At 51.0% G+C, this 19,300-nt stretch carries 19 protein-coding genes, 5 tRNA genes and 1 other RNA gene; 5 read left to right on the plus strand and 20 right to left on the minus strand.

Going from position 1 to position 19,300, the window contains the following annotated elements; translation table 11 throughout:
* Positions 1-3 precede the first annotated feature (3 nt).
* The 3 genes from galK (at position 4) to gpmA (ending at position 3,171) form a co-directional block, all read left to right on the plus strand.
* Positions 4-1,152, plus strand: coding sequence for a galactokinase (gene galK / locus HV345_RS16030; RefSeq protein ID WP_181635805.1), 1,149 nt, complete (start codon positions 4-6; stop codon positions 1,150-1,152).
* Entirely contained in the window at positions 1,146-2,186 is a 1,041-nt protein-coding gene (gene galM / locus HV345_RS16035; RefSeq protein WP_019076309.1) for a galactose-1-epimerase, read from the plus strand. Before galK ends, galM begins: the two co-directional genes overlap by 7 nt.
* Before the next feature lie 232 nt (positions 2,187-2,418).
* Positions 2,419-3,171, plus strand: coding sequence for a 2,3-diphosphoglycerate-dependent phosphoglycerate mutase (gpmA, locus tag HV345_RS16040; protein ID WP_003022999.1), 753 nt, complete (start codon positions 2,419-2,421; stop codon positions 3,169-3,171).
* 154 nt (positions 3,172-3,325) lie between these two features.
* Here gpmA and aroG read toward each other — a convergent pair whose 3' ends face one another.
* Entirely contained in the window at positions 3,326-4,378 is a 1,053-nt protein-coding gene (gene aroG / locus HV345_RS16045) for a 3-deoxy-7-phosphoheptulonate synthase AroG (protein WP_016152319.1), read from the minus strand.
* Between the two features lie 317 nt (positions 4,379-4,695).
* On the opposite strand from aroG, the gene HV345_RS16050 reads away from it, so the two are divergent.
* On the plus strand, positions 4,696-5,070 hold the full coding sequence (locus tag HV345_RS16050) for a YbgS-like family protein (protein ID WP_016152318.1): 375 nt from the start codon (positions 4,696-4,698) through the stop codon (positions 5,068-5,070).
* 113 nt (positions 5,071-5,183) lie between these two features.
* Positions 5,184-6,125, plus strand: coding sequence for a CDF family zinc transporter ZitB (gene zitB, locus HV345_RS16055; RefSeq protein ID WP_019076308.1), 942 nt, complete (start codon positions 5,184-5,186; stop codon positions 6,123-6,125).
* Here the strand turns inward: zitB and pnuC are convergent.
* The 19 genes from pnuC to cydA form a co-directional block, all read right to left on the minus strand.
* The gene (pnuC, locus tag HV345_RS16060) at positions 6,122-6,841 is read right to left on the minus strand and encodes a nicotinamide riboside transporter PnuC (protein ID WP_016152316.1); all 720 of its coding nucleotides are present in this window, start codon (positions 6,839-6,841) and stop codon (positions 6,122-6,124) included. The genes zitB and pnuC overlap by 4 nt on opposite strands.
* A gap of 27 nt (positions 6,842-6,868) precedes the next feature.
* A complete protein-coding gene (gene nadA / locus HV345_RS16065; protein ID WP_181635806.1) occupies positions 6,869-7,912 on the minus strand; it encodes a quinolinate synthase NadA in 1,044 nt (347 codons plus the stop codon).
* A 269-nt stretch (positions 7,913-8,181) separates the two neighbouring features.
* A non-coding RNA gene (locus HV345_RS16070) (RtT sRNA) lies at positions 8,182-8,307 on the minus strand.
* A 29-nt stretch (positions 8,308-8,336) separates the two neighbouring features.
* Positions 8,337-8,412 (minus strand) — tRNA-Lys (locus HV345_RS16075).
* 32 nt (positions 8,413-8,444) lie between these two features.
* Positions 8,445-8,520, minus strand: a tRNA-Lys gene (locus tag HV345_RS16080).
* Between the two features lie 149 nt (positions 8,521-8,669).
* Positions 8,670-8,745: transfer RNA gene (locus HV345_RS16085), tRNA-Lys, on the minus strand.
* A gap of 3 nt (positions 8,746-8,748) precedes the next feature.
* Positions 8,749-8,824 (minus strand) — tRNA-Val (locus HV345_RS16090).
* A gap of 26 nt (positions 8,825-8,850) precedes the next feature.
* A tRNA-Lys gene (locus tag HV345_RS16095) sits at positions 8,851-8,926 on the minus strand.
* 165 nt (positions 8,927-9,091) lie between these two features.
* The gene (gene cpoB, locus HV345_RS16100) at positions 9,092-9,880 is read right to left on the minus strand and encodes a cell division protein CpoB (protein ID WP_016156016.1); all 789 of its coding nucleotides are present in this window, start codon (positions 9,878-9,880) and stop codon (positions 9,092-9,094) included.
* A 9-nt stretch (positions 9,881-9,889) separates the two neighbouring features.
* Entirely contained in the window at positions 9,890-10,408 is a 519-nt protein-coding gene (pal, locus tag HV345_RS16105; protein WP_003022983.1) for a peptidoglycan-associated lipoprotein Pal, read from the minus strand.
* 34 nt (positions 10,409-10,442) lie between these two features.
* Positions 10,443-11,735: a Tol-Pal system beta propeller repeat protein TolB gene (gene tolB, locus HV345_RS16110; RefSeq protein ID WP_003022981.1), complete on the minus strand. Its 1,293-nt coding sequence runs from the start codon at positions 11,733-11,735 to the stop codon at positions 10,443-10,445.
* A 127-nt stretch (positions 11,736-11,862) separates the two neighbouring features.
* Complete coding sequence (gene tolA, locus HV345_RS16115; RefSeq protein ID WP_016152313.1) at positions 11,863-13,119, minus strand: cell envelope integrity protein TolA; 1,257 nt, start codon at positions 13,117-13,119, stop codon at positions 11,863-11,865.
* Positions 13,120-13,183: 64 nt separating this feature from the next.
* A complete protein-coding gene (gene tolR, locus HV345_RS16120; RefSeq protein ID WP_003022978.1) occupies positions 13,184-13,612 on the minus strand; it encodes a colicin uptake protein TolR in 429 nt (142 codons plus the stop codon).
* A 3-nt stretch (positions 13,613-13,615) separates the two neighbouring features.
* Entirely contained in the window at positions 13,616-14,308 is a 693-nt protein-coding gene (tolQ, locus tag HV345_RS16125) for a Tol-Pal system protein TolQ (protein ID WP_016152312.1), read from the minus strand.
* On the minus strand, positions 14,305-14,709 hold the full coding sequence (gene ybgC / locus HV345_RS16130) for a tol-pal system-associated acyl-CoA thioesterase (RefSeq protein WP_003831439.1): 405 nt from the start codon (positions 14,707-14,709) through the stop codon (positions 14,305-14,307). The genes tolQ and ybgC overlap by 4 nt, the downstream gene beginning before the upstream one ends.
* Positions 14,710-15,039: 330 nt before the next feature.
* Entirely contained in the window at positions 15,040-15,333 is a 294-nt protein-coding gene (gene ybgE, locus HV345_RS16135; RefSeq protein WP_016152311.1) for a cyd operon protein YbgE, read from the minus strand.
* On the minus strand, positions 15,333-15,446 hold the full coding sequence (cydX, locus tag HV345_RS16140; protein ID WP_003022970.1) for a cytochrome bd-I oxidase subunit CydX: 114 nt from the start codon (positions 15,444-15,446) through the stop codon (positions 15,333-15,335). The genes ybgE and cydX overlap by 1 nt, the downstream gene beginning before the upstream one ends.
* Positions 15,447-15,460: 14 nt before the next feature.
* Positions 15,461-16,600, minus strand: coding sequence for a cytochrome d ubiquinol oxidase subunit II (cydB, locus tag HV345_RS16145; RefSeq protein WP_181626323.1), 1,140 nt, complete (start codon positions 16,598-16,600; stop codon positions 15,461-15,463).
* A gap of 15 nt (positions 16,601-16,615) precedes the next feature.
* Complete coding sequence (gene cydA / locus HV345_RS16150; protein WP_016152309.1) at positions 16,616-18,184, minus strand: cytochrome ubiquinol oxidase subunit I; 1,569 nt, start codon at positions 18,182-18,184, stop codon at positions 16,616-16,618.
* Between the last annotated feature and the right edge of the window lie 1,116 nt (positions 18,185-19,300).

The following is a 19,300-nucleotide window of genomic DNA, read 5'->3' on the forward strand; positions in this document are numbered from 1 at the left end:
ATAATGAGTCTGAAAGAAAAAACACAATCTCTGTTTACAGAAACGTTTGGCTACCCTGCCACCCATACTATTCAGGCACCGGGTCGTGTAAACCTGATCGGCGAACATACCGATTATAACGACGGCTTCGTTCTGCCCTGCGCCATCGACTATCAAACCGTCATCAGCTGCGCGGCGCGCGACGATCGAAAAGTACGCGTCATCGCCGCTGATTACGACAATCAGGTTGATGAGTTCTCTCTCGATGCGCCGATTATCGCCCACGACAGCCAGCAGTGGTCAAACTACGTGCGTGGCGTGGTAAAGCATCTGCAAAAGCGCAATAACGCCTTTGGCGGCGCGGATCTGGTGATCAGCGGTAACGTCCCGCAGGGTGCGGGCTTAAGCTCTTCTGCCTCACTGGAAGTCGCTGTTGGTACGGTACTCCAGCAGCTCTATCATCTGCCGCTCGACGGCGCGCAGATTGCCCTGAATGGCCAGGAAGCTGAAAACCAGTTTGTCGGTTGTAACTGCGGCATCATGGATCAGCTGATCTCCGCTCTTGGCAAGAAAGATCATGCGCTGCTGATCGACTGCCGTACGCTGGGCACCAAAGCCGTTTCTATGCCTGAGGGCGTAGCGGTGGTGATCATCAACAGCAACTTTAAACGCACGCTGGTCGGCAGCGAATACAACACCCGTCGCGAACAGTGTGAAACTGGCGCGCGTTTCTTCCAGCAGCCAGCGCTGCGTGATGTCAGCCTCGAAGCGTTTAACGCTGTCGCCCACGAGCTGGATCCGATTGTTGCCAAACGCGTGCGCCACGTCATCACGGAAAATGCGCGTACCGTTGAAGCCGCACAGGCACTGGAAAAAGGCGACCTGCTGCGCATGGGCCAGCTGATGGCGGAATCTCACGCCTCAATGCGCGATGACTTTGAAATCACGGTGCCGCAAATTGATACGCTGGTAGAGATTGTCAAAGCGACCATCGGTGATAAAGGCGGTGTGCGGATGACCGGCGGCGGCTTCGGCGGCTGCATCGTGGCGCTGATCCCGCAAGATTTGGTTCCTGCCGTTCAGCAGGCTGTCGCCGCACAGTACGAGGCAAAAACCGGTATTAAAGAAACATTCTACGTCTGCAAACCTTCACAAGGAGCCGGACAATGTTAAACGAAATCCCCGTGCAGGCTCCGGACGGTCAACCGTTTCGCCTGCTCACCCTGCGCAATGACGCAGGGATGGTAGTCACGCTCATGGACTGGGGCGCGACCCTGCTCTCTGCGCGTATTCCGCTTAGCGATGGTAGCGTGCGCGAAGCATTACTCGGCTGCGCCAGTCCGGAACAATACCCGGAACAGGCTGCATTTCTGGGGGCTTCGATTGGCCGCTACGCGAACCGTATCGCCAACAGCCGCTATACCTTTGCTGGCGAAACCGTTGAATTACTGCCAAGTCAGGGCAATAACCAACTGCACGGCGGACCAGACGGTTTCGACAAACGTCGCTGGCAGATAGTCAATCAGAATGACCGTCAGGTGCTGTTCGCCTTAACGTCTGACGATGGCGATCAGGGCTTCCCAGGCCATCTTTGCGCCACCGCGCAGTATCGCCTGACTGATGATAATCGTATTTCGATAACTTATCGTGCCACGGTCGATAAACCCTGCCCGGTGAATCTGACGAATCACGTCTATTTTAACCTCGACGGCGATAAAACGGATGTGCGCCAGCATAAGCTGCAAATTCTGGCGGACGAGTACTTACCGGTTGACGAAATGGGTATCCCGCATGATGGACTGAAATCCGTCGCCGGTAGCACGTTCGATTTCCGCACCCCTAAAATCATCAGTAGTGAATTTCTGGCCGATGACGATCAGCGCAAGGTGAAAGGTTACGATCACGCCTTCCTGCTTCAGGCACAGGGCAACGCGCGTACGCCGGTCGCTCAGTTGTGGTCACAGGATGAAAAACTGCAGATGGTGGTCTACACCTCGGCCCCGGCATTGCAGTTTTACTCCGGTAATTTCCTCGGTGGTACGCCTTCCCGCGGGCCAGAGGCCTACGAAGACTGGCAAGGCCTGGCGCTGGAAAGTGAATTTCTGCCGGACAGCCCGAACCACCCCGAGTGGCCACAGGCGGATTGCTTCCTGCGTCCGGGTGAAGAGTATGCCAGCGTGACGGAATATCAGTTTATTCCAGCCTGATCGTTTCCCCTCCCAGGCCCGATGACGTATCTTTTCGGGCCTGGTGCTTGTTAATCACAGTAGAACCGCTCAAATCCCCACCACTCAAAGACAAAATCGCAACCTTGAGTTCACAAGAACCTTACACTGTAGCGCTATTTTCGCTATGGTTATGCGTAAGCATTGCCGCTTACACATTACGGCAATATAATGAGAATTATTATCATTCGATATGATTTATAGGAGTGAATGTATGGCTGTAACTAAGCTGGTTCTGGTACGTCACGGTGAAAGTCAGTGGAACAACGAAAACCGTTTTACCGGTTGGTATGATGTTGATCTGTCCGAGAAAGGCGTGGGCGAAGCAAAAGCGGCAGGAAAACTGCTGAAAGAGGAAGGCTACAGCTTTGATTTTGCTTATACCTCCGTGCTGAAACGTGCCATCCACACCCTGTGGAACGTACTGGACGAACTGGATCAGGCCTGGCTGCCGGTTGAGAAATCCTGGAAACTGAACGAACGCCATTACGGTGCGCTGCAGGGTTTGAACAAAGCAGAAACCGCGGAAAAATACGGTGATGAGCAGGTTAAGCAGTGGCGTCGCGGCTTTGCGGTTACCCCGCCGGAACTGACCAAAGACGACGAGCGTTACCCGGGTCACGATCCGCGTTATGCGAAGTTGACCGACAAAGAGTTACCGGTTACCGAAAGCCTGGCGCTGACCATCGATCGCGTTATCCCTTACTGGAATGAAACCATTCTGCCGCGCATGAAAAGCGGTGAGCGCGTAATTATCGCCGCTCACGGTAACTCTCTGCGTGCACTGGTTAAATACCTTGATAACATGGGCGAAGATGAGATCCTTGAACTGAACATCCCGACCGGCGTACCGCTGGTGTATGAGTTCGACGAAAACTTCAAGCCGATCAAACACTACTATCTTGGTAACGCTGACGAGATCGCAGCAAAAGCGGCGGCCGTTGCGAACCAGGGTAAAGCGAAGTAATTTTCGCGGTAAGTTAAAGAAAAAGCGTGGATTTCTCCACGCTTTTTTATTTCGGCCCTACCAGAAAATGTAGGCCGGATAAGGCATCGCCCCATCCGGCAGTCTGCAACGGAATGCCTGATGGCGCTACGCTTCTCAGGCCTATGGGACTTGGTTAACCGCGACGCGCTTTTACCGCATCCGCCAGTTGACGCAACACCGCATCGGTATCTTCCCAACCAATGCAGGCGTCGGTGATGCTCTTACCGTAGGTTAGCGGCTCACCGCTATCCGGATTCTGATTACCTTCCACCAAATGGCTTTCGATCATCACGCCAATAATTGCTTTTTCGCCACCGGCGACTTGTCCGCAAACATCTTTCGCAACATCCATCTGCTTTTTGAACTGCTTGCTGGAGTTGGCATGGCTGAAGTCGATCATCACTTGCGCAGAGAGTCCTGCTTTGACCAGGCCTTCTTTCACGTCCGCAACGTGCTGAGCGCTGTAGTTCGGCTCTTTGCCACCGCGCAGAATGATATGGCAATCGCCATTACCACTGGTATTCACGATCGCTGAATGACCCCATTTGGTGACAGACAGGAAGCAGTGCGGTGCCCCTGCAGCGTTGATTGCATCAATCGCCACTTTGATGGTGCCATCAGTTCCGTTTTTAAAACCAACCGGGCAGGACAGACCCGATGCCAGCTCGCGGTGCACCTGAGATTCTGTTGTACGTGCCCCAATTGCGCCCCAGCTCATCAGATCGGCGAGATATTGTGGGGTGATCATATCGAGGAATTCACCCGCAGTCGGCAATCCGCTGTCGTTGATATCCAGCAGCAGTTTACGCGCAATGCGCAGCCCATCATTGATCTGGAAGCTGTTGTCCATGTGCGGGTCGTTGATAAGCCCTTTCCAGCCAACGGTGGTACGCGGTTTTTCAAAATAGACGCGCATGACGATTTCAAGCTCACCTTTTAACGCTTCGCGCAGCGCCAGCAGACGAGTGGCATACTCTTTGGCAGCTGCCGGATCATGAATAGAGCACGGCCCAATCACCACCAGAAGGCGATCGTCGCTCCCTTTCAGAATTTTATGAATCGCCTTACGGGCATGAGCCACCGTATTGGCGGCATTTTCAGTAGCGGGGAATTTTTCCAGCAGTGCGACTGGTGGTAATAACTCGTTGATCTCTTTAATGCGTAAATCGTCGTTCTGATAATTCATGATTATTCCAGCGTTGCCATACTTATATAAATGAATGCAATCCCTCCAATCTATATCTTCAGTCATAAAGTGTAAACGGGGTTTTACACTTTGGACGGATTAATCCTGGAATTGGCCAAAAAAACGCAATAAAGTAGCGAAAAACGAGATCCAAACTACAATTTCTAACTGTAACAACTTTAATTTTCATAGATTTCAAGATTCTATGCTGGTTTTAATTTCCATAGCAAAACGATTAACCACATATTAATGATGTAACTGGCACATGCACTGTTGGAAGACGTTATCCGACATATCGACCTTAACAGGAGCATATTATGCATATGACAAAGCTGGCTTCACTCTTCCTTACCGCTACACTCAGCCTCGCCAGCGGCGCGGCACTGGCTGCCGAAAGCAACGCGCAGTCCAATAACGGTCAGGCAAATTCCTCGGCTGATGCAGGACAAGTCGCCCCAGACGCCCGCGAAAACGTGGCGCCAAATAATGTCGACAACAGTAACGTGAATTCAGGTGGCACAATGCTGCACCCGGACGGTTCATCAATGAACCATGAAGGGATGACCAAAGATGAGATGCACAAAAACACGATGTGTAAGGACGGTCGCTGCCCTGATGTGAATAAGAAGGTTGAGACCGGAAACGGCATCAACAATGATGTTGACACAAAAACTGATGGCACCACGCAGTAACGCTGAAATTAAAGCTAATAACGGGAGAGCAATAGCTCTCCTTTTTAATTTTATCATCCCAAAAACGGTATGATGGCATACAGTAAAGATGAGAATAACAAAGGGATGGCATAATGGCGCACGCACATACTCATACTTCCTCTGAGCAACCCAAGGACAATAATGCCCGCCGACTGATGTTCGCATTCTGCATTACAGCCGGATTTATGTTGGTTGAAGTGGTGGGTGGAATACTTTCTGGTTCACTGGCCTTGCTGGCCGACGCCGGGCATATGCTCACGGATGCTGCGGCGCTGCTTTTCGCGCTGCTGGCCGTCCGGTTTTCCCGTCGCCCGCCCACAATACGACACACCTTCGGCTGGCTGAGGCTCACGACGCTGGCCGCATTTGTTAATGCCATCGCATTGGTCGTTATCACCATTTTAATCGTCTGGGAGGCGATTGAGCGCTTCCAGACACCTCGCCCCGTGGCTGGCGGCATGATGATGGTTATTGCTGTCGCGGGTCTACTGGCCAACGTGCTCGCTTTTTGGGTTTTACATCGCGGCAGTGAAGAGAAAAATCTGAACGTCCGCGCCGCGGCGCTGCATGTGATGGGCGATTTACTCGGCTCTGTCGGGGCAATCATCGCTGCGCTGATTATTATCTGGACGGGCTGGACTCCCGCGGACCCAATTCTCTCGATTCTGGTTTCCGTGCTGGTGCTGCGTAGCGCCTGGCGATTGCTAAAAGATAGCGTTAATGAATTACTGGAAGGTGCCCCGCTGACGCTGGATATCGCCGCACTGCAGCGCCATCTCAGCCGGGATATTCCTGAAGTCCGCAACGTTCACCATGTCCATGTCTGGATGGTGGGCGAAAAACCGGTAATGACGCTGCATGTTCAGGTGATCCCGCCACACGATCACGATGCGTTGCTGGAGCGTATTCAGCATTTCCTTATCCATCACTACCAGATTGAACACGCCACAATCCAGATGGAGTATCAGCCGTGCAATGGGCCGGACTGCCACCTGTATCAGGGCGTGTCCGGCCATTCACATCATCACCATTAATGAGAAAGCGCGTGGGAACCCCGCTCACGTGCACTGTTAATCCACATCCTGCTACCGTTCAGGGCGATAACCGTCAGGATCATATATTCCAGCGACATGGCATATACGCCTTGCAGGGCAAAGATCACAACGCTAATGACGTTAATGATCACCCACAGCAGCCAGTTTTCAACGTATTTGCGCGTCATCAGTATCATCGCTGCAATCGACAGCACCATCATGCAGGAGTCCCAGAACGGGAATGCATCGGGTTGTAGTTCAGGCACAACAACCTGTAATCCCAATGCCTGCATAATATTCACTGCAATGCCTGTCAGGAACGCAAAGACCGGATCGATATAGATCGACATCAGGCCGATCGCCACCACGCAAGCCGCCAGCCAGCCGATCGCTTTTGGAAGCGGTAGCCAGCGAATTTTCAGTTCCGCTTCATGCTGGTTGGTTTGCCGGGACCAGGCATACCAGCCGTAGATATTTGCGGCAAAGAAGAAAACTTGCAGCAACAAGCTGGCATAGAGCTGGATCTGAAAGAAGATAATTGCAAACAGCGTGACGTTTATCAGACCGAAGAAGTAATTGCTGATTTTCTCAAGGCTCGCCAGTCCAATACACAGCAACCCGGCGATCGTCCCCACGGCTTCGATCCACGACAAATCGTAACCACCCGCGCCAATCGGAATATGTACCAGAATGTTCTGCGTGCTAAAAAAGTCCATCTTTTCCCCCAGAGCAAAAATAAATAATTACGCTCGAAGTGTAGCCGCAAATTCCAACATACGGTTTAACGGCAACAGCGCCCCTTCTCTCAGCGAGTCCTCAACATGTATCTCATGAGCCGCGCCGCCATGTTCCAGGCCCTCAGCAATCGCTTTCAGGCCATTCATCGCCATCCACGGACAATGCGCACAGCTGCGACAGGTTGCCCCCTCGCCAGCCGTCGGAGCTTCAAGCAGCTCTTTATCCGGAACGGCCTGCTGCATTTTGTAAAAAATGCCCCGGTCAGTCGCCACAATCAACTGCTTATGCGGTAACGATTTAGCCGCGTTGATGAGCTGGCTGGTTGAGCCAACCGCATCTGCCATATCAACGATAGACTGAGGGGACTCCGGGTGCACCAGCACCGCGGCATCAGGGTAAAGCCCTTTCATGCGTGTTAAAGCCTGGGTTTTAAACTCGTCGTGGACGATACAGGCCCCCTGCCAACAGAGCACGTCTGCGCCGGTCTGTTTTTGCACGTAGTTGCCCAAATGTCTGTCCGGAGCCCAGATGATTTTTTCACCTAAACTATCAAGATGTTCAATAAGTTCAACCGCGATACTAGAAGTCACGACCCAGTCCGCACGTGCTTTAACGGCAGCAGAGGTATTGGCGTAAACCACCACGGTACGATCCGGATGCTCGTCGCAAAATGCGCTGAACGCGTCAATCGGACAGCCCAGATCTAATGAACATTCCGCCTGTAAGGTCGGCATCAGGATGGTCTTTTCCGGGCTGAGAATTTTGGCAGTTTCTCCCATAAACCTCACGCCCGCAACCAGCAGCGTAGAGGCAGTATGCTTTGCACCGAACCGCGCCATCTCCAGAGAATCAGAAATACAGCCCCCGGTCTCTTCCGCTAACTGCTGAATTTCAGGATCGGTGTAATAATGCGCGACCATAACGACATCACGCTCTTTCAGCAGGCGCTTGATTTTTTCACGATAAAATTGCTTTTCATCCACACTTAGCGGTACTGGCTTCGGTGGAAACGGATAAATTGCTGCTTCTGGATCAAACATCACGCTCATCTTGCTTTCTCGTTTCACTGGCTTAACGAAATAACCGATTAAAAGCGTGACGCACGCCATATTCGGTTTGATTTGTTTTGTATGCTAAACAAGATAGCGGATTGGCGCAGAAAAGTCACAATAATTGCGTGTGATGAATGCCGGATGGCGTCTGACGTCTTATCCGGCCTACAGGAGTAGTGTCGTCTGTAGGCTGAAAAGCAAAGGACATCAGGCAATCTTATAAATCGCAGATAGTAAAAAGGCACCTTTAGGGCGCCTTTTTACACTGGTGGGGCGTGCAGGATGACTCGCTTCGCTTGCCCTTCGGGCCGTCGCCGTGAACGGCTCCGTTGTCTCACTGCGTTCGACCCGAACCTGCTGCAGGTTCGAATCTTATAAATCGCAGATAGCAAAAAGGCGCCTTTAGGGCGCCTTTTTACACTGGTGGGGCGTGCAGGATTCGAACCTGCGACCAATTGATTAAAAGTCAACTGCTCTACCAACTGAGCTAACGCCCCCGTATGGGGTTTACTGCTTCAATTATTCAGGATGGTGGGTCGTGCAGGATTCGAACCTGCGACCAATTGATTAAAAGTCAACTGCTCTACCAACTGAGCTAACGACCCGCTCGGATGTCACCTGAAAAATTTTTTACTCGACACCAATATAAGAATTGGTGGGGCGTGCAGGATGACTCGACTTCGTCTCGCCCTAACGGGCCGTTGCTAAAGCAACGTTATCCTTCACGTTTAACACCTGAGTACAATGTTAAAGTTGGTGGGGCGTGCAGGATTCGAACCTGCGACCAATTGATTAAAAGTCAACTGCTCTACCAACTGAGCTAACGCCCCGAGTGGTGGGTGATGACGGGATCGAACCGCCGACCCCCTCCTTGTAAGGGAGGTGCTCTCCCAGCTGAGCTAATCACCCGATACTACGCTGGATACTGCATTAAGTGGTGGGGCGTGCAGGATTCGAACCTGCGACCAATTGATTAAAAGTCAACTGCTCTACCAACTGAGCTAACGCCCCACTTTTTTCGCCGCTTTCGGGCTGTTTGATATCCCTTGGCAACGGCGGCATATATTACTGATTTCAGATTTTAGCGCAACAAAAATTTCGATGTAAATAACTCAACTGCTTAGGAATCACACGACACGACCAGAAATAACACGATTTCTGGTCGCATGGTGGTCATTACATCGCGCCAAGGCGTTTTTGCGCTTGTTTCGCGCCATCAGTGCCAGGATATTTAGTGATAACCTGCTGATAAACCGCTTTAGCTTTTGCTGTGTCACCTTTGTCCTGCATGATGACGCCGACTTTATACATCGCGTCTGCAGCCTTAGGTGATTTTGGGAAGTTTTTAACTACCGAAGCAAAATAGAACGCAGCATCATCTTTTTTACCCTTGTTGTAATTCAACTGACCCAGCCAGTAATTCGCATTGGGCAGGTAAGTAGAGTCCGGGTACTTTTTGATGAAGTTCTGAAATGCTTCAATTGCGTCATCCTGGCGGGATTTATCCTGCACCAGAGCAATCGCTGCATTGTAATCGGTATTCGCATCGCCAGTTTGCACGGGAGCCCCTGACGTTGCTGCAGCTCCCGCATCAGGTGCAGGGGTTGCCGCCCCACTCTGATCGCCACCTGTAGACTGTGCCGCAGGCGCACTACCGCTGCCAAGATTATTCATCTGCAGCAATATCTGCTTCTGTCGCTCAACAACCTGATTCAGTTGATATTGATTTTCCTGAATTTGACCACGCAGGGAATCGATATCGGACTGATTATCGGAGAGTTGTTGCTGGAGTTGGGTTAAAAGCTGACTGTGAGCGTTAGAAATACGCTCGAGTTGAGTGACACGGTCTTCGACCGAGCCTGAGCCGACACTACTGATTGGCGCCTGTGCAAAAGCGGCCCAAGGGGCCGCTATGCCAACCAGTAACGACAGACTCAACAGGTGATGTCTGAAGTTACTGCTCATGCAATTCTCTTAGTAAACCAGTACGGCGCGACGGTTTTTGGCGTAAGCCGCTTCGTCATGACCCAGTACTGCAGGTTTTTCTTTACCGTAAGAAACGATGGAGATCTGGTCAGCAGAAACGCCTTTACCCTGCAGGTACATCTTAACGGCGTTCGCACGACGCTCACCCAGGGAGATGTTGTACTCAGGAGTACCACGTTCGTCCGCATGACCTTCTACGGTGACTTTGTAAGACGGGTTGCTACGCAGGAAGTTAGCGTGAGCATCCAGCATTGCAGCGAAGTCAGAACGGATATCGTACTTGTCCAGATCGAAGTAAACGATGTTGTTCTGCTGCAGCTGTTGCATCTGAAGACGCGCTTGCTCTTCAGAAGACATGTTGCCGCTGCCGTTTGCATCCATACCAGTGCCGGCACCCAGCATGCCTTCGCTGCCGTCATTGCTGGCGTTCTTGTTAGAAGAACACGCTGCAATAGCCATAACAGGCAGAGCAATCATCAGCCCTTTCAGCACTTTGTTCAGTTGCATTTCAATGATTCCTTTATTAATCAATTATTTATTATCACAGATACGGCGACCAGGCAGGGAATTTAACCTGACCATCAGTTGCCGGAAGACGCGCTTTGAAACGCCCATCTGTAGAAACCAAATTCAGCACGGATCCCATCCCCTGAGAAGAGCTGTAGATTACCATAGTGCCGTTAGGTGCCAGACTTGGCGTTTCATCCAGGAACGTTGACGACAGGACTTGTACGCCACCCGCTACCAGATCTTGTTTGGCAATGTGCTGCTGACCATTGGCTGAGCTTACCATTACCATAAACTTACCGTCGCTGCTCACATCCGCATCCTGGTTTTGCGAACCTTCCCAGGTAATACGCTGCGGAGCACCGCCGTTGACGTTAACTTTATATACCTGCGGACGACCGGCCTGGTCAGAGGTAAAGGCCAGGTTTTGGCTGTCCGGGAACCAGGTAGGTTCCGTGTTGTTGCTGCGACCATCCGTCACCTGACGGATCTGACCGGAACCAATGTCCATGACATACAGGTTCAGGCTACCGGTTTTAGACAGGGCAAACGCCAGTTTGCTGCCATCCGGAGAAAACGCAGGTGCACCGTTGTGACGTGGGAACGACGCTACCTGACGAACCGCGCCATTAGACAACGTCTGAATAACCAGCGCAGAACGGCCGCTTTCGAAAGTGACGTATGCCAGCTTTGAACCGTCCGGAGACCATGCCGGAGACATCAGCGGCTGCGGAGAACGGTGTACCACGAACTGGTTGTAGCCATCGTAGTCGGATACACGTAATTCGTACGGGAACTGGCCGCCGTTCGTCTGAACAACATAAGCGATACGGGTACGGAATGCACCTTTAATACCGGTCAGTTTTTCAAACACTTCGTCACTTGCAGTATGACCCGCATAACGCAACCACTGCTTGTTCACTTTATAGGTGTTCTGTGCCAGTACGGTACCCGGTGCGCCACCGGTATCTACCAGTTGATATGCAACGCTGTAGGAACCATCCGGATTAGGCGTAACCTGACCTACTACCACGGCATCAATACCCAGCGCAGACCATGCGGCAGGTTGAACTTCCTGTGCGGTACCCGGCTGCTGCGGCAGGCGAGAACGGTCTAACGGATTAAATTTACCGCTGTTACGCAGGTCAGCGCCTACGATACCACCGATATCTTCAGGTGCAGCACCCGGCCCTGCCCACTGGAAGGGGACAACACCAATCGGGCGTGCCGAGTCCACCCCCTGGGTGATCTCGATACGTACTTCTGCGTGCAGCACCGCTGCCCACAGCATCAGAAAACCAAATGCTACTCGTAATGCCTGCTTCATCATATCTCCCTTATCTGGACGGAAAGCCCACGATAATTTAGCAGAATGTTAACAAACTCAAATACACAAAACTACCAGAACGCTGTCTCAACCTTAGACCGTTTCCCCTGAATTCTCAGGGACGTTATTACAGTTTAAAGTCCAGCTTGGCATCTTTGACTTTTTCATAAACAGCCTGGCTAGGCGGTTTAGGAATTCTGGCTGTTTTCGCAGCCGTCAGCGCAGCCTGGCACAATGCCGGATCTCCGCCCTCTTCGGTCACATCCAGTAACAGACCATCGGGTGCTAACTTGATATGTAATACGCAAGATTTACCCGCATACAAATCGGCACCATACAGACGGCTCTGGATCGCATTACGAATTTGAGATGCGTAAGCACTGATATCAGCGCCAGATGCACCGCCATTTGCACCACTTGTACCACTATCTTTCGCCGGTTGACCGTTTCCTTTCGCTCCACCACCTGATTTCGGTGCATTCTTACCGGAGCTTAAGTCACCCAACAAGTCGTCAACGCCAGAGGCTGCAGCTGCTTTTTCGGCCGCAGCCTTTTTCGCAGCCGCCGCTTTATCTGCCGCAGCTTTCTTATCGGCAGCGGCTTTCTCGGCTGCAGCTTTTTTATCTGCTGCTGCTTTTTCCGCTGCGGCTTTCTTATCAGCCGCAGCCTTTTCAGCAGCGGCAGCTTTCGCGGCAGCGGCTTTTTCTGCTTTCTCCGCAGCAGCTTTCTCGGCTGCTGCTTGCTTAGCGGCTTCAGCCTGAGCTTTCTTCGCAGCGTCTGCGGCAGCCTTAGCAGCTTGTGCTTCGGCAATTTTCTTCGCATCAGCAGCGGCTTTAGCGGCTTCAGCCTCTGCTTTTTTCTGTGCGTCCGCAGCGGCTTTCTTCGCGGCATCTGCCGCTTGTTTCGCCTGAGCATCAGCTTTGGCCTTCGCGTCTGCAGCAGCCTTCGCCGCAGCTTCTTCAGCCTGTTTCTGTTGCTCTTGCGCTTTCGCGGCGGCGGCTTCGGCCTGTTTCTGCTGTTCCGCCTGTTCGCGCACTTTTTCCTGCGCGGCTAAACGTTCCTTTTCAAGTTGCTTCAGTCGCTCTTGCTCGGCCGCCTGCTTCTCGCGAAGTTCCTCAGCTTGCTGCTGCGCCTGTTTTTCACGCTGCTCTTCTGCACGTTTAGCACTTGCCTGCTGTTGCTGCTGCCTGTCGTACTGTTGCACAACGGCGCCAGGATCGACCATAACGGCGTCGATGGACGAACCGCCACCGCCGCCGGCTGAAGCATCAATGTGCTCATCGAACGAACTCCAGATCAGCGCTGCAAATAAAATGACATGCAGCACCGCTGAAATAATTATCGCCCTTTTGAGCTTGTCGTTTTGTTCGGTTGCCTTTGACACTCTCGGTTCCCAAAAAACTGTTCGCCTGTTACGCGCTATCTTTCAAGCCAGCAAAACGCAGTCATCAGATTGGCTGCGTCATCAAGCCAACCGATTTTACGCCTGCACTGTGTAACAAGTTCAGCGCTTTAATTATTTCATCATAAGGCACGTCTTTCGCACCACCGATTAAAAAGACCGTTTTCGGATTGGTCTGCAGGCGACTTTTCGCTTCCGCGATAACCTGCTCCGGCGGCAGTTGATCCATACGATCTTTCTCAACGACCACGCTGTATTGCCCTATCCCGGAAACTTCAATAATGACCGGCGGTTCGTCGTTACTACTGACAGCTTGCGATTCGGTCGCATCCGGCAGGTCGACTTCCACACTCTGCGTAATAATCGGCGCGGTTGCCATAAAGATCAGCAACAGCACCAGTAGTACGTCGAGCAGCGGTACAATATTGATTTCGGACTTGAGTTCGCGACGACCTCGTCCACGCGTTCTGGCCATGGCTTACCCCTTGTTGCTCTCGCTAACGGTAAACGCCTGGCGGTGCAGAATCGCGGTGAACTCTTCCATAAAGTTGTCGTAATTCAGTTCCAGCTTGTTTACGCGCTGATTCAGTCGGTTGTAAGCCATAACCGCCGGGATTGCCGCAAACAGACCGATAGCCGTTGCAATCAATGCTTCCGCGATACCCGGTGCGACCATTTGCAGCGTTGCCTGTTTTACCGCGCCTAACGCGATAAATGCGTGCATGATCCCCCAAACGGTACCGAACAGACCGATATACGGGCTGATGGAGCCGACGGTGCCGAGGAATGGAATATGCGTTTCCAGCGTTTCCAGTTCACGGTTCATCGAGATACGCATCGCACGGGATGCCCCCTCAACGACCGCTTCCGGCGCATGACTATTCGCCCGATGCAGACGCGCAAACTCTTTGAATCCGCTGTAGAAAATTTGTTCCGAGCCCACCAGGTTATCACGACGCCCCTGGCTTTCCTGATACAGGCGCGACAATTCAATGCCGGACCAGAACTTGTCTTCAAATGCTTCGGCTTCACGTGAAGCCGCATTAAGAATACGGGTCCGCTGGATAATAATGGCCCAGGATGCGATTGAGAAACCAATCAAAATCAACATGATAAGTTTAACCAGAAGGCTTGCCTTCAGGAACAAATCAAGGATATTCATGTCAGTCACTGCTTAAACTCCGCGACAATAGACTTGGGAAGCGCACGAGGCTTCATTTTGAGTGGATCAACGCAAACAATCAGAACTTCGGCTTCATTCAGCACGGTGTTCTCTGCGTTGACAATGCGTTGCGTGAAAACCAATGAGGTGCCACGCATTGACGTAATTTCGGTTTGGACTTCGAGCATATCGTCGAGCCGGGCAGGCGCAAAATACTCCAGCGTCATCTTGCGCACCACAAAGGCTACACGTTCGGCCAACAGGACCTGCTGACTGAAGTGATGATGACGCAGCATTTCTGTGCGTGCTCTTTCGTAAAAAGCGACGTAGCTGGCGTGGTATACCACCCCACCGGCATCGGTGTCTTCATAGTAGACACGAACCGGCCATCGAAACATATACTTGTTCATTCTTACTGCCTCTTTGTTGGCTTCGCCCACTCACACCGGTCGCTTAACTTTGTAAGCGCCTGGTGACTCGCGTTCTTGCCGCCGCGATGCTTCAAGAATGTCGTTGTATATCGCGCTGTATTCACTTTACATCCCGGTAATGCAATTAAGTTGCGTCCTGATGGTCCAGTGTCGCCACCGCACACAACTCCAGGGCACAACCTTAGGTTAATGCTTTCAAACTTCGCTACTATACGCGCGGGAATGGTGGTTTGGAATGGGGGAAAGTAAACGGAGAGTAAAAATTTATGGGCTTATGCAAGCCCATAAATATTTAAGGATGTTTCTTATTCAAAAGAAGAAGAAAATCAGACCAACAACCAGGACGATATCTGCGATTAGCGGGCAGAAAATGCCCTGCCAGTGTACGGCGCGAGGACGAAAACCAACGCCGTGAATGATGCCTGCGCAGACCGCCCACATCAGCAGGAGACCATGCCAGATTTCCAGCTCACTGGTTTTGGCCGCGAAACGTGACGGATCCCAGAATATGCAACCAGCCAACACGATTGCCAGCACAAAGGAAAGCGCCCGCAAGGGGCGCTTGTCCATCGCGTTATACTGCATCGCGATAATGTTGGTCATCAGCTATCTTCTTGTCCGGCTTTGCCTGATTCAACGTGCTCAAGCGCCAGCGCTGTGATTATCCCAAATGCACAGGCAAGAAGCGTTCCCAAAATCCATGCGAAATACCACATTTTAAGCTCCTTACTTAGTACAGAGAGTGGGTGTTGCTTTCAATATCTTCTTTGGTGATGCGACCGAACATCTTCCAGTAACACCAGCCGGTGTACAGCAGAATGATCGGAACGAACACACAAGCTACATACGTCATCAGATTCAGCGTCAGCTGGCTGGACGTTGCATCCCACATGGTCAGACTTGCGTTCATCATGGTGCTGGATGGCATCACAAACGGGAACATTGCGATACCAGCCGTCAGGATGATGCAGGCTAACGTCAGTGAAGAGAAGACGAACGCCCATGCCCCTTTCTCCATACGAGAAGTCAGGATGGTCAACAGCGGCAGAACTACGCCCAGTGCAGGAACCAGCCACAGGATAGGTGCATTGTTAAAGTTCACCATCCATGCGCCAGCCACGCGAGCCACTTCTTTGGTCAGCGGGTTAGAGGCGGCATGATGATCCAGTGCTGAGGTCACAACATAACCGTCAATACCGTAAATCACCCACACACCAGCCAGCGCGAAGCAGATCATAGTGACCAGTGCCGCAACCTGCGATGTTGCACGCGCACGCAGATGCAGTTCACCTACCGTACGCATCTGCAGATAGGTCGCGCCCTGGGTGATGATCATCCCAACACTCACGACACCCGCCAGCAGACCAAACGGATTCAGCAACTGGAAGAAGTTACCGGTGTAGTACAAACGCATGTAGTCGTCTACGTGGAACGGAACCCCTTGCAGCAGGTTGCCGAACGCCACGCCAATAACCAGCGGTGGAACGAAGCTACCAATGAAGATGCCCCAGTCCCACATGTTGCGCCAGCGCATGTCTTCAATCTTGGAGCGGTAATCAAAACCGACCGGACGGAAGAACAAAGACGCCAGTACCAGGATCATCGCCACATAGAAACCGGAGAACGCAGCGGCATACACCATCGGCCAGGCAGCGAACAGTGCGCCACCCGCGGTGATGAGCCAAACCTGGTTACCGTCCCAGTGCGGGGCGATGGAGTTAATCATAATTCGACGCTCGGTATCATTACGACCGAGGAAACGGGTGAGCATGCCCACCCCCATGTCGAAGCCATCAGTGACCGCGAAACCAATCAGCAGAATGCCAACCAGCAGCCACCAGATAAAACGCAATACTTCATAATCGATCATTTGACGACTCCTGTCTTAGCGTGCCGGCTGAGAAGTCACAGTGGACTGCTCGTAGTGATAACGACCGGTTTTCAGGCTACTCGGCCCAAGGCGTGCGAACTTGAACATCAGATACAGTTCAGCCACCAGGAACAGGGTATACAGGCCGCAAATCAACAGCATCGAGAAGATGAGGTCGCCAGCGGTCAGCGAAGAGTTCGCTACGGCTGTTGGTAACACTTCACCAATCGCCCACGGTTGGCGGCCGTACTCTGCAACAAACCAACCGGATTCAATGGCAATCCACGGTAGAGGAATCGCATACAGCGCGGTGCGCAGCAGCCATTTTTTCTCACCGATACGGTTACGAATCACGGTCCAGAAGGACACTGCGATGATTGCCAGCATCAGAATGCCGCACGCCACCATAATACGGAAAGCGAAGTAGAGCGGCGCAACGCGAGGAATAGAATCTTTCGTTGCCTGCTGAATTTGCGCTTCGGTCGCGTCGGTGACGTTATCCGTATAGCGTTTCAGCAGCAGACCATAACCCAGGTCTTTCTTCATGCTGTTGAACTGGTCGCGAACGGCCTGATCGGTAGTACCCGCACGCAGTTCTTCCAGCAGTTGATACGCCTTCATCCCGTTACGGATGCGCTCTTCGTGCTGCACCATCAGGTCTTTCAGACCAATGACCGGTGTATCAACAGAGCGGGTGGCAATGATGCCCAGCGCATAAGGAATTTGAATCGCAAAATGGTTTTCCTGCGCATCCTGGTCCGGAATACCGAACAGGGTAAAGGAAGCCGGTGCAGGCTGCGTTTCCCATTCTGCTTCAATAGCAGCGAGTTTGGTTTTCTGCACGTCGCCCATTTCGTAACCGGATTCATCACCCAGAACGATAACAGACAGAATAGCAGCCATACCAAAGCTGGCGGCGATTGCAAAAGAACGTTTAGCAAACGCGAAGTCACGACCGCGCAGCATATAGTAGGAGCTGATCCCCAGAACGAACATCGCGCCACAAACATAACCAGATGCCACAGTGTGAACAAATTTCACCTGTGCTACCGGGTTGAGCACCAGTTCAGAGAAGCTCAGCATCTCCATGCGCATGGTTTCAAAGTTGAAATCCGCGGCGATTGGGTTTTGCATCCAGCCGTTCGCAACCAGAATCCACAGTGCGGACAGGTTAGAACCCAGGGCCACCAGCCAGGTGACGCACATATGCTGGACTTTACCCAAACGGTCCCAGCCGAAGAAGAACAGACCTACAAAGGTGGATTCGAGGAAGAAGGCCATCAAACCTTCGATCGCCAGCGGCGCACCGAAAATATCCCCTACATAGTGGGAGTAGTAAGACCAGTTAGTCCCGAACTGGAACTCCATGGTCAGACCGGTTGCCACACCCAGAGCGAAGTTGATACCAAACAACTTGCCCCAGAACTTGGTCATATCTTTATAAATCTGTTTGCCGGAAAGGACGTAGACCGTTTCCATGATGGCCAGCAAGAACGCCATACCTAGCGTCAGTGGCACAAACAGGAAGTGGTACATCGCGGTCAAGGCAAACTGTAAGCGCGACAGTTCGACTATATCTAACATCATGACTCCTTGCTCATCGCATGAAGACTCCGAGAGTGAACCCCGTTAGAAAGGGTCACACGCATGCCCCAATACAAATTTATCTGCTTCCCTCCGCCGCTGCTCTTTCTTCTCATTTGAAGAAAGGACAATGATGAAAGGTTACAAACATGTTAATAAAACACTCAAATTGATCCCGCAATTATATTACGCCGTAAAATCCTTACAATAAACAGGTTTTTATCGAGGTAAATTTGCATTTTTCGATAGTGATCAATTTATAGCTAATTTATCACTTTCAGACCAATTTGATCTGCAGCAATTTAACCTCTTTTGAGGCTGTTTACCAAGTTTTAAACATTGATTTAAATCAATTTTCAAATTTAATGTTAATAGTGTTTAACAGTCAGGCGACTAGTGAACGCCATGTTAACGGTATGTTTTTCAATGAGTAATTGCCGTTACTACAAATGATAGGATATTTATTTAAATCTACACGATCTTTTAACCCGCCCGACTGACAAAATTGCCAGCAGATAAAGAGTCACTATTGCCGGGTAGCTCACAGTTTTTTGTTTAGCAAGTCATGGAATTGTTATTTCATACAAATTATTCATTTAAATTTTACTTATAATTAACACCAAGATGTAACTATCTCAAATGGAAGCGAAAGCGTACCTCATTGACAGACGCATTGGGTTTGACGTCCTCAGCACAGCGCAGGCGTTTCGCTTAAAGCATCACTGAAAGTTATCACTCACTTCTCTTTTTCTCTTATGTGGCAACGTTTAAATATGCCACAAACAATTCATTATCATTTTTATCTTAAATTTAACAAAATATAATTATGTCATATAAGATTAAAAAATAAAAAACCGTTATCCCGTTCACAAGTTATTTAGTAAAGATAATTTTTTAAATTATAAAAAATGACACATGAATGAGACGCACAACAAAATAAGATTTCGATCACAAACATGGCAAGTCATTTATTTGTCATTTTCCTGGTAAATTAAAAAAAGCCGCAAAAACAAAACCCAACCACCTGATAAACAAGGTTTTTTACAAATAAAAAATATAACAATCATTTTGCGCAGGATATTTTGAAAATAGATCAATTGCTTCCTTTTCCGCTTA

The organism is Citrobacter sp. RHBSTW-00986 (genome assembly GCF_013783065.1).
In the GTDB taxonomy this organism is placed as follows: domain Bacteria; phylum Pseudomonadota; class Gammaproteobacteria; order Enterobacterales; family Enterobacteriaceae; genus Citrobacter; species Citrobacter braakii.